Annotated in this window: 17 protein-coding genes; 3 read left to right on the top strand and 14 right to left on the bottom strand. The window is 51.5% G+C overall.

The window, feature by feature from the left end; all coding sequences use genetic code 11:
- Window positions 1–3: 3 nt before the first annotated feature.
- The 12 genes from pilV (ACODR9_RS03395) to ACODR9_RS03340 form a co-directional block, all read right to left on the bottom strand.
- Window positions 4–1,416, bottom strand: a complete 1,413-nt coding sequence (pilV, locus tag ACODR9_RS03395) for a shufflon system plasmid conjugative transfer pilus tip adhesin PilV (protein ID WP_488807613.1) — start codon at window positions 1,414–1,416, stop codon at window positions 4–6.
- 103 nt (window positions 1,417–1,519) lie between these two features.
- Complete coding sequence (locus ACODR9_RS03390) at window positions 1,520–1,801, bottom strand: hypothetical protein (protein ID WP_488807612.1); 282 nt, start codon at window positions 1,799–1,801, stop codon at window positions 1,520–1,522.
- Between the two features lie 13 nt (window positions 1,802–1,814).
- On the bottom strand, window positions 1,815–2,558 hold the full coding sequence (locus ACODR9_RS03385; RefSeq protein ID WP_488807611.1) for a head GIN domain-containing protein: 744 nt from the start codon (window positions 2,556–2,558) through the stop codon (window positions 1,815–1,817).
- Window positions 2,559–3,246: 688 nt separating this feature from the next.
- Window positions 3,247–3,714 (bottom strand): hypothetical protein, encoded by a 468-nt coding sequence (locus ACODR9_RS03380; protein WP_488807610.1) that lies wholly within the window; start codon window positions 3,712–3,714, stop codon window positions 3,247–3,249.
- Between the two features lie 475 nt (window positions 3,715–4,189).
- Entirely contained in the window at window positions 4,190–5,017 is an 828-nt protein-coding gene (locus tag ACODR9_RS03375; protein WP_488807609.1) for a hypothetical protein, read from the bottom strand.
- A gap of 251 nt (window positions 5,018–5,268) precedes the next feature.
- On the bottom strand, window positions 5,269–5,427 hold the full coding sequence (locus ACODR9_RS03370; protein ID WP_488807608.1) for a hypothetical protein: 159 nt from the start codon (window positions 5,425–5,427) through the stop codon (window positions 5,269–5,271).
- 164 nt (window positions 5,428–5,591) lie between these two features.
- Window positions 5,592–6,185 (bottom strand): type I-F CRISPR-associated endoribonuclease Cas6/Csy4, encoded by a 594-nt coding sequence (cas6f, locus tag ACODR9_RS03365; RefSeq protein WP_488807607.1) that lies wholly within the window; start codon window positions 6,183–6,185, stop codon window positions 5,592–5,594.
- Entirely contained in the window at window positions 6,185–7,228 is a 1,044-nt protein-coding gene (csy3, locus tag ACODR9_RS03360) for a type I-F CRISPR-associated protein Csy3 (RefSeq protein WP_488807606.1), read from the bottom strand. The genes cas6f and csy3 overlap by 1 nt, the downstream gene beginning before the upstream one ends.
- Window positions 7,229–7,230: 2 nt before the next feature.
- Window positions 7,231–8,280 carry a type I-F CRISPR-associated protein Csy2 gene (gene csy2 / locus ACODR9_RS03355; protein ID WP_488807605.1) on the bottom strand — a complete coding sequence of 350 codons (1,050 nt, stop codon included), beginning with the start codon at window positions 8,278–8,280 and terminating at the stop codon, window positions 7,231–7,233.
- The gene (gene csy1, locus ACODR9_RS03350; RefSeq protein WP_488807604.1) at window positions 8,270–9,634 is read right to left on the bottom strand and encodes a type I-F CRISPR-associated protein Csy1; all 1,365 of its coding nucleotides are present in this window, start codon (window positions 9,632–9,634) and stop codon (window positions 8,270–8,272) included. The genes csy2 and csy1 overlap by 11 nt, the downstream gene beginning before the upstream one ends.
- A 694-nt stretch (window positions 9,635–10,328) precedes the next feature.
- Entirely contained in the window at window positions 10,329–10,670 is a 342-nt protein-coding gene (locus ACODR9_RS03345) for a hypothetical protein (RefSeq protein ID WP_488807603.1), read from the bottom strand.
- Window positions 10,670–11,173 carry a hypothetical protein gene (locus ACODR9_RS03340; protein ID WP_488807602.1) on the bottom strand — a complete coding sequence of 168 codons (504 nt, stop codon included), beginning with the start codon at window positions 11,171–11,173 and terminating at the stop codon, window positions 10,670–10,672. The genes ACODR9_RS03345 and ACODR9_RS03340 overlap by 1 nt, the downstream gene beginning before the upstream one ends.
- Before the next feature lie 697 nt (window positions 11,174–11,870).
- Between ACODR9_RS03340 and pilV (ACODR9_RS03335) the strand changes: the two genes are divergently transcribed.
- Window positions 11,871–12,413, top strand: coding sequence for a shufflon system plasmid conjugative transfer pilus tip adhesin PilV (gene pilV / locus ACODR9_RS03335; RefSeq protein WP_488807601.1), 543 nt, complete (start codon window positions 11,871–11,873; stop codon window positions 12,411–12,413).
- Between the two features lie 178 nt (window positions 12,414–12,591).
- On the opposite strand, the gene ACODR9_RS03330 is transcribed toward pilV (ACODR9_RS03335), so the two are convergent.
- Window positions 12,592–12,840 carry a hypothetical protein gene (locus ACODR9_RS03330; protein ID WP_488807600.1) on the bottom strand — a complete coding sequence of 83 codons (249 nt, stop codon included), beginning with the start codon at window positions 12,838–12,840 and terminating at the stop codon, window positions 12,592–12,594.
- A gap of 223 nt (window positions 12,841–13,063) precedes the next feature.
- Between ACODR9_RS03330 and ACODR9_RS03325 the strand changes: the two genes are divergently transcribed.
- Together ACODR9_RS03325 and ACODR9_RS03320 are read left to right on the top strand one after the other, a co-directional pair.
- Window positions 13,064–13,297, top strand: a complete 234-nt coding sequence (locus ACODR9_RS03325; RefSeq protein ID WP_488807599.1) for a hypothetical protein — start codon at window positions 13,064–13,066, stop codon at window positions 13,295–13,297.
- Window positions 13,298–13,306: 9 nt separating this feature from the next.
- Window positions 13,307–13,576 carry a hypothetical protein gene (locus ACODR9_RS03320; protein ID WP_488807598.1) on the top strand — a complete coding sequence of 90 codons (270 nt, stop codon included), beginning with the start codon at window positions 13,307–13,309 and terminating at the stop codon, window positions 13,574–13,576.
- Here the strand turns inward: ACODR9_RS03320 and ACODR9_RS03315 are convergent.
- Window positions 13,573–13,923: a hypothetical protein gene (locus ACODR9_RS03315; RefSeq protein ID WP_488807597.1), complete on the bottom strand. Its 351-nt coding sequence runs from the start codon at window positions 13,921–13,923 to the stop codon at window positions 13,573–13,575. The two genes, ACODR9_RS03320 and ACODR9_RS03315, sit on opposite strands and share 4 nt — an antisense overlap.
- Between the last annotated feature and the right edge of the window lie 26 nt (window positions 13,924–13,949).

The following is a 13,949-nucleotide window of genomic DNA, read 5'->3' as shown; positions in this document are numbered from 1 at the left end:
GGGTCAGGACGTACGCAGGTACAGGCCCCAATAAAGGTTTACGTTGCCACCGACCGTCTGTCCGGTATAAAGCTGCTCAATCAACGTCCATGTTCCGAAGCCAACAGTCTGGCCGTTGTACCAATACCCGCCACATGTTGTAGACGTACTGCTTGCTGGATTTGGGGCGGTCGTGTTGCACCCGAAGGTCCACCAGTACTGGCCAACACCTGTCCCGAATACAGTCTGAGAAAGGGCCGTCCAAACCATGGTGGTTTTCTTGCAGTAGAGAACACTGCCGGTAGAGTCATGAGCCAAAGCGCCTACGGTCGTGCATGCAGCTCCTGCAGTGGCCGTAGTGGTGGATGCGAGAGTGCTACCGGAAACTAGCCCTGAGGCAGAGACAGTACTTCCGCCAGTGATGGCACCTGTCACAGCAAGCGTGCCTGAAGCGGTGACATTGCCAGTGACAGTCAGGTCGTTGGGGACGGCAAAATTGCCGGACTCGTCAACAGAGAGGGCTTGCCATGTCGTGCCATTCCACTCAAAACTACGACCAGTATCTGTCGTGATCCGTACATCCCCGGATGTGTTGCCAGTGGTGGGGAGATTGTCATGAGTAGTCACCGGAGATTTCCATGTCCCCCCGACGGCAGTCCATGTATAGACACCCGAATTGTTCATACACGAGAGGATTCCTCCAGTCGTATCCCTGGCGACAAATCCTACGTAGCTCGATGAGCATCCATTCCCAAGCGTCTGAGTTGATAGACCCAAAGGAACATTCATCGTGTTTGCGGATAGGCTCCCAACATACGAACGATGCAAGAAATCAGATACCAGACTGCCGTTGGCAAAGTACAGGAACGAAGCAAATTGCCCTTCGCTCATCGAGCCGCTGGAACATGTGCCGTAGGAACTCAAGTTTGAAGAACTGATAACCCACGACCCGCCAGTGCCCTTCATTGAGCTTGTCGAGTCAACAGCACCACCAAGGGCACCGATGAGCGTTGCGATGTGTGCAGCCCTGGCGTAGGTTGTTGAAGTCCCCGTTGCCATGACAAGGGCTGACAATGCGTTCGATACAGGTGAAGTCACCTTCACACAGACGGTTTGACCGAGGACGTTGGTCGATGACATGCCTGAGGATAGGTAGCCGCCGGAAATCAACTGAGAAACCGTAATCGATGCCGGAAAACTGCCTGACAGCATGGTGGTGTAGTTGTCGCTGATGTAATTTTGGGCGGCCTGCGCGATCATGTTCTGATACTGAGCCGCAATGACATCCTGCTGGGACCGCGTCTGATCCCAGATGTACGAGCTAATACCGATCAGCAATGATGTACTGATCGCGAGTGCAAGTAAGATTTCGAGTAGCGACACACCCGCCTGGCGGGCCGATGCAGGTATCCATTTCATAACCCATGAGGTTGCCATCAGTAATCACATGGCCAACTCGTGAAAAGGACCTGTAACTCCCCATTCTCGCTAATGAAAAGAAAAACCCGGCAGTGCCGGGTTGGATTGTTGTGCTGAAAAGTCAGAACGGTTCGTTTGAGATGATCTCCTGAATCGTCTTGGCGTCACGCCCATTTTGAAGAGCGGCGATCACCTCACGGTGCACGGCACGCCTTAAATCCAACATTGCCCTGTCGGAAAGCAATGTTGTCGTTATCAGGATGGCAAGTCGATCACCGGAAAAGTACGTCAGCTCCGTCACTTCCCGTTCTTCCTCACCGACGACCTCAACGGAATGTTTAACGCCACCAACCGCATTGGTGTTCGCCCACTGATTATCGAATATACGAACGATTGGCATCATGCCCCCTGGATATTTAGGGGTATCTAATGCTACCAGATCCAGACTTGTCGTTATTGCGCTTTGCTGGCCTCCCGTAGATAGAGACATCGCCGGAGCCTGCCACCTCAACATCTGCGGATTCAGACGCAAAGGCCTTCACATCACCCGACCCGGATACTTCGACCTTGGCCGATACAGCTTTGATCTGGTGAATATCGACATCACCCGAACCACTCACCCCAACATCGACCTGGCGCACAACCCCACTGGCGGTGACCTCGCCGGAACCACTGATTCGCACCTTAAATGATTGGCCATGAATCCCGGTAGCGACCAGGCTTCCACTGCCAGCAATCTTGATATCCTCCAGTGACTGCCCGACAGCAACTACCTGGATGGGGCTGGACATGGAAACTGAACCATTCAGTTTGACGATGAGCTTGCCGGATTCGACCTTCGTTTCTACAAGAGGCAGGATGTTCGGTGGGGCAATCACTTTCAGGCTGGGGACACTGCCTGCTGTCCAAGCCACTTGGGCTGGCGCATCAACCCTGATACCAGTGAACGTGCCAACAGATCGTACCTGCGATTGGGGAGCCCCTTTCGCCTGAACGGCCTTGCCTCCTCCCCCGACAATTGCGCCATTCACAATCGTGACGTTGCCAGAGCCAGAGTAGACAGTGTTGCCGTCAATAATTATGGTGTTCGATGCTGCGGCTGCTTGCACTATGAGCATGGCAGACAACGATAGGAACAACTTACGGAAATATGTATGCATCGGAAAACCTTGATGGCCAAGTTGCCTTTGAACTGGCAAGTATAGTGAAGAAGTGCCGCACATTGCGGTTGGAGTCGAGTCTAGGCGCTCACCCGGCGTCTGGAGCATTCCTATGTCTCTTGAGGCCGCGTAGATGCGAAGTTTCCGATAAAAAGCGCGAATGGTGTTGCAATGGGGAGCACGAACCATGGATCAGGACTCGCCATCAGATACAAGCAGACCGGCAGCATCAACAGGAAGCCAACCTTTGCCACGCTCCCGGACACACTGAGAATCCTCAGCACCCTTGCATGGGACTTGTTTATGTTCAAGCAACTGAGGTTCACCCAAGCTGCATATGAACTGAAACCTAGAATCAGAAATGACAGTACAAAGGGATGAGCATTGCCCACACTCGTCACAAACTGGCCGGTTGCCGAAGATAGTCGCGAAAATGCTTCTGCAGCAATAGTCAGGTAGGGGCCGGACACTCTCATCATCCATCAAAGAGCGGAAATGAGGTCGAAAATCCATTCCCAGAATCGCCACAACGCAGCTGTAGCCACTATGAGCAGAACGATTGAGACCCACACAGGAACCACACTAGTCTTGCCAGCGGGTGCCTCATGGCCCTGCTCTTCCTGCTTACCGTCCATAAATCGTAAATCCTTCAGCTGCTTCGACTAATACAAGATACCAAGGGACTGCTCTATCCCTTGCCTGGGCATGGGACTGACGACATCGTCTCTTGCGCTACCGGCAGTTCAATCTTGCGACCCATGACTTCCATGCTTTCCCAGCGTTCCAGAACTAACTCCGAGCGATAGCAGGCATCATCAACCTTCACCAACGACCAGCCTTCTTGCATGGTGGCCAAGTGGACGGAACACTCCCCTTTCTTGGGGTTATGCGGATCAGCGGGCATCTTGCAATTTACAGGGCCGGCAATAGAAGCAACGTATTCATGTTTAGTGATTTGAGAGGCTAAAAGGTCAGCCATCTTCGTTTCGAGCTGGCCCTTGCCGGTGTGAAGAGTAAAAGGCACATGCGTAGGCGCATTGGCCGAATGCGATTCCTCACGGATGCGCTGAAGATTAGCATCGCCGCCCACTGTCTCAGCTGCGTTTACTTGACTTGCAAAGAGGCCTGCAATAAGAAGATAGAAAACTGACTTCATGAGATATGTGTTTCCCCAATAGGGTTTTGCCAAATTAGGGAGTCACAGTAGCAGGACGAAACAAGAGATCAATTTTTCCGCGAAATCATGAACGGGAGATAGGGTTTGAGCCGCCACTTGATATAGGCAAGAAACCTCGCGAAACGCCCCCTTCTGCGCGGCGCAACTTTTTCAATGCCTGGCGCTCGATTCGCAGACGGCTGGATCATTGCCATGCCCTTCGGCGTAATCCTCCACTCAAGCTCATGTCGATGGTGTTCACAGCAAGTTCGGTTAGAACGCTCTGCCAGTCCACGCTCAACCAGATCATCAATCAGCTCATACGCCGTTACCCGGAAACGCGCATAAATGCTGAGTGAATCGGGATATACAGCTACCCACCTGCCGCTCACCTTCCAGTACAAAACATCGTCTTGCCGCCATTTGCACTGTGCCAACGATCGCAGCGCTATGAAGTGGTCGTTCGTCAGCCGCATTAGTCGCACCACGTCGCATGGCAAAGTGGGCAGCCTGTGATTGACGCCCCCGCCGGAACATCTGCCAACACATACGTGACATCGCCATCGCAAGACGTACAGTAGCCATCGTCGGGAAGGAAGTGGATGCCTACCCTGTCAGCGATAACCTGTAGACGGTCTTTCGCCATCTGCCTGGCGCTTATTGATGGTTGTCGGGTAACAAAGAGGTTGCGAACCTGACTTTCGAGTTGAAGGAATGCCCCGATCTGCCGGCACTCACGATCACGGTCGCCAAATGAGATGCTGCCTCTGCACGGGTGCGTATCGGGATTAATCATGAGTTGGCCAGACTGCGGGTGATTTGCATCATCGATGAACAGAAATACTGGGTGGCCACCCACTGGAAAAGGATCCATTCCCCACTGCATAAAGCTGGAAGGGTCAGAGTTGGCAAGCAAGTTGAACAAGGGGGTGATCATGGCCTGGTTAAGCACAATATCGCCCGTTGCCCCGTCCACGCACCTGCTGATGATGCGAACTCGACCATTCTCATAGGACAAAGAGTAAAAATCCTCGGTGGCCAACTCTTTCGAGGTTGACCAGTATCCTTTTTGGAAATACCACCGCAGGCACTGTGATCGCCATCCATCGTCCAGATTCCCATAGCGATCAACAAACGAGTTGCCGATGGGATGCCCTTCTGTCGCTGCCGCACTGCCAGCGACAAAGGCAAGTTGCGCAAGTTGCGAATACCCCGTACCGAGTAGCGAGTACCGGAATGCTTCAATGCCAAGTTCAAGGGATAGCGCGAGTGCGCCGGCGGTATTGAAATTACTTTGTGGCATATCTGGATTGAGCTTCTGAACTGAGGTTCTGCTGCGCGCTTATAAGAGGGGCGCAGCAGGAAAGATCAACATGATGGCCGCTTCCATCAACGAAAATTACTAGAGCCCATCACTACGGACGTAGGCCTTTGACCTTGTCCTTGTGACCTTAGGCTGACTGTCCCAAAGCGGTTTGTACTGGATACCACCTCCGATAGGACATGCCTTATTGAATAAATCGCACAACGACTGAGGCCCTGCATGGCTTTTGGTCATTCGCGAAAATCCAATTCACACTCATCACCCGGGAAGCGCGCAATCGCCCTCCAGTACCGATAGAACTTCATGAATACCGGGTCACCTGGATATGATGGTTCGGCAAATTTTGCGCAATCCTCGTAGGCTGCAGAGTTCTTCTCATCGCGAGACATGTGGGCTCTCCGGTTTGGTATTTCTGCCTGGCCGGCAGTCAGTGCTGCACTGTTGATTCATAGCTGCCTTCCGGCAGGTTCAGACATAGTGTCTAGGTCCAAGTGTTCTCGAAGCTGCCCATGCGCACATTTGCCGGCCCCCCTGAGGGACCGGCCCATATGCGCTACCAGATCGGCAGGGATGCAATCGTGGAGATTGCGAAGGTATTGAATTCCCCCGGCACGGAAGAGTCGGCCGGAGTTTGTTCGATAAAGAGCCTGTAGTTGTGGCCAGTTGACCGGCTGTGCATCTGAATGAACGGGAGTGGCGACAACTTGCTATTCAGGCCTGACACCTTCGCAATCGCCTCCTCCTCCGTCATAGAGAGACGTTCAACACACCGCTTAATCTCCCGACGCATCTTGCTGGCAGTCGGTGGTTGCACGCGACGAACATTTACAAAGCCTGCGATATCAGTCGGCACCCGATTGACCTTGCCGACCATCAGGTTGTCGCGAATACCACCGAGCCATTTTGCTTCCCGGAGTTCATTCAGGTCATGCTGACTGCCAATAAGTCGAATGCAGCCCCCCAGTACGTAGGTCGTATTGGTCCCACGGCGGGAATTGGTGGCCTGCTTGTACTTGGGGAATGTCATGCCAACTTGCCTCGGATGTTCACACAGATTGCGGTGAAACTTCTCATAGAACGCACTCAGCAGCACGTTCAGGGAGAACGACTCATCCGGCAGAAATCGCAGATCCAGAAAGTGGTCCATCAAGCGCCCCCGACGACACCACCGCGAATCAGGTTCGCGATCAGGTAGTGCTGCTGATTCAACTCGGGCGTTTCACCACGCAGAACCCAGTTGTCGAAGAGCGTGTAGAAGTCGAGTTTGGTTTTTGGCGAACGGTATGCCTTGGCCTGGGTAGTGACGGAGCCGTAGGGTTCGACTGCAATCGGGCCTTGATCTTCATCGCCATGCCAGTCATCAATCGTACGAATGGCGTTGCCGATCTTCTGAGAGTGCATGCCTGCAATGCTGATGCCACCACGCGTGACGCTATACAGCGTGCGGGACTTCTTGCCATCACTCTCGTCGGCCTTCTTGTCGAGAATCAGCTCCTGGGATGGGTATACCTCTGCTCCGTGGCCCAACTGGAGATACATCACTACTTCGAGCAGGAGTGGGTCATTGCCGGAAAATGCTTCGGCAATTTGGTTGCCCAGCGCACGCACATCGCCATGCTCATCGAACTCGCGCAAAGGCAATGAGAGTCCATCAAACAGGAGCCCCTTGGCCATTTCGCCTTTGACTGTTTTCTGTACCCGGACTTCTACTTGCTGTGCTGCGATACGGTTACGGAAGGCTGCACGACCGGAAGCAATTGCGTAGGCGTAGCGGTAGCCGAGTTCTTCGAAGCCCACCTCATTTTCATAGCCGCGCACGACTTCTTCCAACAGTGCGCGGAAGTCTGAATCGTTGCATGCATTCGGCACTGCGATATTTCCCATAAACCGAACGGTGAAGCGAATCTTCAGCGTGTCATGCTCATAGGGCAATGCCGCTGCATCGATTGTCTGAAGGTTGGGGTTCTTGATTTTCTTATTCAGGTCTTCTTCGTTGGCCATGCGATTCGACGCAGTGCCACGAACAGACTTGGTCGTAACACTCACAGGCTCCCACGCTGCATCTGCATCACGCTCACCCCATACACCGGAAAAGAACATGGCGTCAGAGGGATCGATCTTGCGCTCAAAGGCCAGAACAGACGGGACTTTAGGCAATTTGGAATCGGTATTTGCTGCTTTCTTGGCCATGCTTACTCTCCTGCTGCTTCGGTTTCATTGAACGGTACGGGTACTGCTGGCTGGTAGTGATTCCGGCACCGGTAAACACCGGCAGCCTGGTCATGATCTGGATACCAGAGTAAATCTTTGACGTTGGCGAGACGCCTGGGTGAAAGCCATTCGCCCATACTGTAAAGCGACTCGACCAGAGCGAACGGAACGCTCTTATCGCGTGAATTTTCGACATAGCCTGGCGGTACAACACGAGACACAGCGCCATAACCAACAGCGATAGGCACAATCCACCCCGACAGGCTGGATTTGGTAATGCGCCACTCAACCGGCTTTGGGGAGTCATCGTCGATGGAAGCCACTTCGGATACAGCACCTTCTTCGCCAGCCGCAGTCGTTTCTTCTATCGGTCGAAAATTCAGGCGAGAAAGGTCCAGCCATGCATCGAGACGTGTTGCTTGAGAATCATCGGTAGACAGATGTGCCAGATGCTCATCCAGAACGGCATCACGGCTTACAAGGGCAAACCCGGGAAGCCAGCTGCGGCGAACCTGCCGGATGATGTCTACACGACGATCTTCATCAGCCGGCAACGGGATGAGTCGTGGCTGAGCGATCCGGACTGGCTCAACGAATGAGCCTCCGGCCAAGCGCATGGACTGGGTGACTTCAAGAATGTCAGCAGCAAGCGCGTCACGCCCCTCTGCGTCTCGGCTGAGAGATTTCCCCGACACTCCAAAGACAAGAGTCAAATCCAGATGAATGCGCCCCTCCTCGATGATGGGCGGCGGTGTGCCATGTTTATTGAGCGGATGGCGTGGTTGAACGAACTTTTTGATGAAGCCGCCGTAAACCTGAGTTTGGTAGCCGTGGGCAACAACACCTACACCATGGAACTCCAAACCAGATTTGGGACCAAGCTTGCGAGCAAGCGCAGTCATGAATCCCGTGAAATTGGTGATGGCGGGCCATCCCCATGTGTGTTGACCTGCGAATGTGTTCGCATTCTGAACTCGCTGGAAAGGCAGAACTAGCAGGCCTTCAACGCGACTTGTTGGATCAAACGGCATTATCTACCTCACGCATATTGATACCGGCCTCTTCAACGATTGCGCAGCAATCGAAATGGATTTCAGCAGTCCATTCGGCGATAAGAGACTGCATATGCAGGATGGCCGGCCAATTCGCAGCTTTGGCTACATGGGCCGCGAATCCCTCTGCAATCAGGAACGCCCAGTCCTGCTTGGCAATCGCATTGAGAAATGAAGGTTCTGTTGCAGCACGCAGTGGATCAAGCCAATAGCGTTCTTCGGATGGCCATTCCAGATCAGGATCACGAGACCAACCTGTTTTCAGCTGGGAACGCAATGTCGCGGTGTGCTGCATCAACCCATCAAAAATGACCTGGAGAAGTTGCGCTTTATCAGATCCACTCAGCTTCTTCTTTCCCCTGCCGGCTTCAGAATCATCACTGCTGGAGTAATCGCGAAGTGCATTCAGCGCCGTGCGAACCTCTCTGGTTTTGCACGAATCGCGAAATACAGTATCTAAAGACTCGGGATCAGCCTGGGGGATATTCAACTGGTTTGGCGGAAGCGAGGCGAGCCGGTAGTTGATGCCGGTGCGCTTAGCGTTCAGATAGGAAACGTTCTGGGCGTTCGATCCACCTTTCTCCTCAATTGCTAGGTCTGGGTATTCACAAAAGCCTGTTGGGTGGGTACGCATTTCGCGCCTTGCCGCTCTTGCTTCTTTCGCAGCCTCACCGAAGCGGTGTTCTGAGATTCGCAGGAATATTTCGTACGAAAGGGACGAAGCATAGATGGATGCCAGTACGTGGTACTGACTATTATCCATTGGGTCGTGACTCTCTCCCGCCTGCGGCACTGGCCAGAAGATTGACTTGCCGAGATGGTCGATGGAAACGTCTGGACGTGGGATGTAGATACTCAAAAACGCATCGCGCAGGCTTTCCGCAAGCTTCGGGTCATCGCTTAAAGCGCGTTGGGCATCAGCATCACCTTCGCGTAGTAACTGCAGCAATGTTTTGCCCTCAAACTCCTGGATCAGGAACTTGTATGCACCAAGTGCTGCTGCAGGCCCCGAAATCTCTTCCGCGATTACCGCCAGCGAATGAGTTCCTACAAGTTCACGGGAACTTGAAATGTAAGGTCTGGAATCGACATCAGACCCTTTTGCTGCCGAATGAATACCCTTGGCAATATGTGTTACCACCTTCAACTGCAAGGCATTGTTGGCCGCTCTTTGCAGCCAAGAATATTGAGTGTGATTGTCCCGAATTTCGATTACGGACGGGTGTGATTCGTTCACCCCGGGCTTCTTCAGTACTTCTTTGACCTTCTCGGCACTAATTGCACCAATGTAGTCCAGAATCAGCTGGTTCAACCGTGCTGCACGTTCAGACATGGGGAAGCTCAACGCCTGGCACCTCTAAGTCAATTACCCGCGCTGCCCACACGGGACAGCTCACAAATGGGACACATACGTGTCCCTAACAGTGCAGAGAATTAACCAATAGAAATGACGATTCAAATTTACCGATAAATCATCAAAGAAATAAACCAGTATGGGCAGACTCAGTTACGAGGAGGTAATGAAGATTTCTGTTTTAATTCAAACAGTTGAAATCAGGAATGATGTGCTTTGGTAAGGAATTAATTTACGCTTATTAACATGCCGCGTAGGTATTGAACGGCTTGCAAATCGGATCAAGCCTCAGACGAAGTTCATTCCGTGGGAAGGTCGTGCGGGCACGCATTGTGCGACCTTGCATGCTCGATGAAAGCCTGGTGCTGTTTCTGTCCACTTAATCACGTTAGAATCAAAGGACGCCACTAGCTCAGACCTTACACATAGTGACAAACCGAAGACCTCCCCGTGGAGCAAGCCAGTGCTCCTTCTGCAGCGATCTGGAGAAATTTCACCATTGCATCTACCTGGAATGAAATGTCGATTTTCAAAGTAGGTTATTTCCTTCTGACTTTCCATCTATCAACACACCATAACAAATGCCAAATAAATACAATTGAACGAAAACGACAAAAGCCACAGAAAGGAATCCATGGCTTTTGATTCACTGGTCATAGAAGCTGAGTACTAATCAGCCCAACCATTTGTCCTTGAACTCGTCCACTTGCTTGTCAGAAGCGAAGTCGCCGACATCCGCCTCAACTACAGCCACATTGATACTGTCAGTCATCGCGGTTTCGCGTTGTGATGGATGCCCTTCACAATATCCTTGTGCATCCTGGCTTTCACAGTCACTGCCAGTGAATACGAGCATGCCTCGCACCTGCATTTCTAGTAGTTCCTTGCGAAGTTCTGCCGGAGAAAGCGTTGAAGCAAGCACCTCAGACAACTCCACGTCTGTTTTGGCCAGCAGGGTCGCGAGTGGGATATGGATGTGGAACGTGCGAGGTTCCTTGGTTAGTTTGGCCGGCATTAAGCACCTACAGAGGCTGCTTGACGAATTTGTTCGAGCTTGGCCACACCGAGAGCTGTGAATTCAGCCTCATGCGTCTTCTTGTCGCATACGACGATGCCTTTCTTCTGAAGGCCAGCAACTGCGCGCCCCTCAGTATGGTCGTACGATACACGACCCCACTCTTGAATTGAGTCGCCATCCAGTTCATCGATAACAGCCTCAACAAAAGCAACTTCACCGGGCGATAGCTTGACCTTCCTGGCGGCAAGAGATGTCATCAACACAACACCCTCCTCCGCCGACATGCCATGCTTGGCCCAAGCGGCGAATGCCTGGGTGGTCATCGTCAATTCCGAACCGATCACCGTCATACCCTGCTCTTGGCCGGCAGTCCACGACTGCTTCTGCATCGCCGACAGAAGGCGGTAACGGACAGTGTCACCATCAATACCAAGCAGGGCGCGGACACCCACCTTGCCGTCGTGATAAACATTCCCAACAACCAGCTCTTTCAATTTCACGATTCGTCTCCCAATGAATGGAAACAAGGTACAGCAGACACAGTGGAATGCAAGTAGGCATCAGGAGCGAACCGCCCCAGATCACCAGTAATTGATCTGACACCATCCGGTATGAGTGTAAAGAGCGTTAAGCAGCGATGTAACCCTTTGGATATACGACGTAATAAATAATCGAAATTTCGACTGAAATGAATCGAAAGTAGCCGAAAATGAAGCTGGATTGACCTTGACCTTTTGCTGACTTGAGGTAGAGTTGCAATCAGCTATACGACAGGTAGATAAGAAATGATGATATTTTTGATGATTGCAGTGGGCTTAATACTATGCGTCTCAATCGCACCGACAATCCTCTCCACGCTTGCGGCCGGATTCGCCACGATGATAGGTTGGGTAGTCGGAATATTAATTGGCTTAGCGGGCGCAGTCTTGCACGGACTCTGGGCAGTGCTTAAGAAGACTCCCTCCATGATTGCCAATTACAAAACAAACAAAACTATACGACAGGCACAGCGCACTCGCTTCTGAGCCACGCCTACATGCGGTAACCTCTCGCAACATGGTCTATCATCTTCAAGCCAGATGACACCCCTAACGGTCGTTTAATTTGAGAGAACGGGGAGTTACACCCTCTTCTCTCCATCGCGCAACGACCGATCACTATTCATGATGCGTACTAATACTTGTAAGTGCGCATGCCATGAAATTCCCCGGCTTAAGACAACCAGTCGTATCGCTTGTTGAAGTGCTTCTCACCCAAGTGATTAGCACCAGCATGCTCATTGGGATTTCATCCTACCTGTGGGGCATGTCGCGCAGTCAACAAGTTACCGTTACTGGTCAGTACCAGAACCTGGATTCTCAAGCAGAACAGTCATACATCCAAGACAATTTCGCGACCATAAAGTCAGGCACCTTCCCGGCAACTATTACCATCCCGCAACTGGCTTCCGGCAATTACCTTGCTTGCGGGATGACCGCTGCAAACGCTATCGGTCAAACAGTTTGCCTAAAAGTCAACCTGCCGACTTCCACCTCCCTGTTGGCCCTCGTCATGGCAACCGGAACCACAACAACCGTTGTGCGTGCAGCACACATCGCAAGCCTGGTTGGGGCACTGGGCGTCGCAGTAGATAGTACGAGAGCGCTACTTGACACGGGCGGCAGCTGGGGTACAGGAACGGCACTTATCGCCCTATCACGGTTAACTTTTTCTCAGAATGGCACACCCTATCTGGCCTAGTGAATGGCGTTACAGTTATCAGATCAATGAACACCGCTTGAGGGACGAACAATATGATTACATTCACAGTTCCATCGGGAGCAAAGTACTCAGTCACAAATGTTTCTGGTCTGTATGCGTGGTGGGAGTTCAGATAGGACAAAGGCCGCTGGAAAGCGGCCAGAACTTCTACTTCTTTCTATGCGATCGCATACCCCTTGGCGACCAGCTCAGCATGGAAGTCAGAGATGACTGCGGATATTTGAGGTAGTTCATCGGGCTTGAGCATACGCGGCAATTCAAGAGAGATCTGAGCAGGTTTATTGGTGAACAGGTGAGCAGAAATAACTCGCTTTCGGCGTCCACGGTAGGTAATGAATGCAGCCCCGATACCTAAGATATTTCCACTTGCCTCATCAAACATGTTGAACTCAATGCTATGACTCACTTCGGCCTCCTTAAATGAATATGAAATAGTCGCACAAAATCACAACAAAGCAATGCCAATATAATTGGGCGCGTTTATGTCGAATTTTACAACACTTCAAATTTGACATTTATTCAGCGCCTTACCGTACTTCAAGGATTTATGATTGATTTAAGTGCAGCGTTTTCGGACAGGATACATCCCGGACTCTACAATACATGATACGTGAAGTGAGATTTTAGCAATGGACGACAGAAAACTTAAACGCGGGGTAACCATTTCCCTCCACGACGCAACCAAAGCCAATCTTGAGTACGCTGCAAGGCTTGGGGAAATGCGTAGCATTAGTGACCTGGTTGAGCATTTTGGTAGCTTGCCTGTAGATATCATTGTGAAATTCATCAATGACAACAAAGGCTATGCTGTTGAAGCAAAAATGGCAAGGATGCGGCATCGCCGCGATCTTGTTGAACAATGAAAGATAGGCATGGAGAAGCAATTAAGAAAAAAGAGGACGAACATCACTCTCTTTGCAGATAACCAGCATAAATTGATGAAACTAGCAAATATGGCCAAACTCAAGGGATTGAGCCAACTTGTAGAATGCCTGGCATATGTGCCTGAGGATAAGGTAGTAACAATACTTTCCGAGGGGAAAGCGTCTATGGAAATTGACATTACCACGAGACGCTATCGCCGATTCGAAGAAGACTCATTCGCTGCATACAACATGAAAAAAAGCGAATTACGTGATTAAGACTTACCGTGCCAAATGGCATGAATGGCTGCAGCGACATAGTCCGAGTACTTTTCCTCGCAGAGACGTGTTGCAGACCTCACCATATCAAAGCCGTACAAGCTCTCCTCCTCTTTGAGGTACTTAATAAACTTAGAGAGCGATGACTGATCAACAATGCCTGGGCCAATATGCCCTCGTATACGCTTTGCCAAAAACAAAGCCATCTTCTCATTTTTCCGTGCTTCCCTTTTCATTGACTGGGCCGAAGCAGCTTCTATTGCTTCACGCCAAGTATCAATAAGAAGTGGACCCTTTCCTTCTGCACCGACGCCATCGCCATCATCTTCCTTATTAGATTCGTTCATTGCGCCACCTCCTTCAGAATGTGGTC

Source organism: Aquitalea sp. FG25 (genome assembly GCF_057809375.1).
Note: the sequence above shows the minus strand (reverse complement) of the source record. Positions and strands in the feature narration are given on the sequence as shown.

What these genes read in the sequence shown, in the direction of transcription:
- csy1 (WP_488807604.1), bottom strand. Translation starts at nt 9,634, where the DNA reads ATGTCTGAACGTGCAGCACGGTTGAACCAGCTGATTCTGGACTACATT.
- ACODR9_RS03385 (WP_488807611.1), bottom strand. Translation starts at nt 2,558, where the DNA reads ATGCATACATATTTCCGTAAGTTGTTCCTATCGTTGTCTGCCATGCTC.
- pilV (WP_488807613.1), bottom strand. Translation starts at nt 1,416, where the DNA reads ATGGCAACCTCATGGGTTATGAAATGGATACCTGCATCGGCCCGCCAG.
- pilV (WP_488807601.1), top strand. Translation starts at nt 11,871, where the DNA reads ATGAAATTCCCCGGCTTAAGACAACCAGTCGTATCGCTTGTTGAAGTG.
- csy3 (WP_488807606.1), bottom strand. Translation starts at nt 7,228, where the DNA reads ATGGCCAAGAAAGCAGCAAATACCGATTCCAAATTGCCTAAAGTCCCG.
- ACODR9_RS03320 (WP_488807598.1), top strand. Translation starts at nt 13,307, where the DNA reads ATGGAGAAGCAATTAAGAAAAAAGAGGACGAACATCACTCTCTTTGCA.
- ACODR9_RS03345 (WP_488807603.1), bottom strand. Translation starts at nt 10,670, where the DNA reads ATGCCGGCCAAACTAACCAAGGAACCTCGCACGTTCCACATCCATATC.
- ACODR9_RS03380 (WP_488807610.1), bottom strand. Translation starts at nt 3,714, where the DNA reads ATGAAGTCAGTTTTCTATCTTCTTATTGCAGGCCTCTTTGCAAGTCAA.
- ACODR9_RS03390 (WP_488807612.1), bottom strand. Translation starts at nt 1,801, where the DNA reads ATGATGCCAATCGTTCGTATATTCGATAATCAGTGGGCGAACACCAAT.
- cas6f (WP_488807607.1), bottom strand. Translation starts at nt 6,185, where the DNA reads ATGGACCACTTTCTGGATCTGCGATTTCTGCCGGATGAGTCGTTCTCC.
- ACODR9_RS03315 (WP_488807597.1), bottom strand. Translation starts at nt 13,923, where the DNA reads ATGAACGAATCTAATAAGGAAGATGATGGCGATGGCGTCGGTGCAGAA.
- ACODR9_RS03325 (WP_488807599.1), top strand. Translation starts at nt 13,064, where the DNA reads ATGGACGACAGAAAACTTAAACGCGGGGTAACCATTTCCCTCCACGAC.
- ACODR9_RS03375 (WP_488807609.1), bottom strand. Translation starts at nt 5,017, where the DNA reads ATGCCACAAAGTAATTTCAATACCGCCGGCGCACTCGCGCTATCCCTT.
- ACODR9_RS03370 (WP_488807608.1), bottom strand. Translation starts at nt 5,427, where the DNA reads ATGTCTCGCGATGAGAAGAACTCTGCAGCCTACGAGGATTGCGCAAAA.
- csy2 (WP_488807605.1), bottom strand. Translation starts at nt 8,280, where the DNA reads ATGCCGTTTGATCCAACAAGTCGCGTTGAAGGCCTGCTAGTTCTGCCT.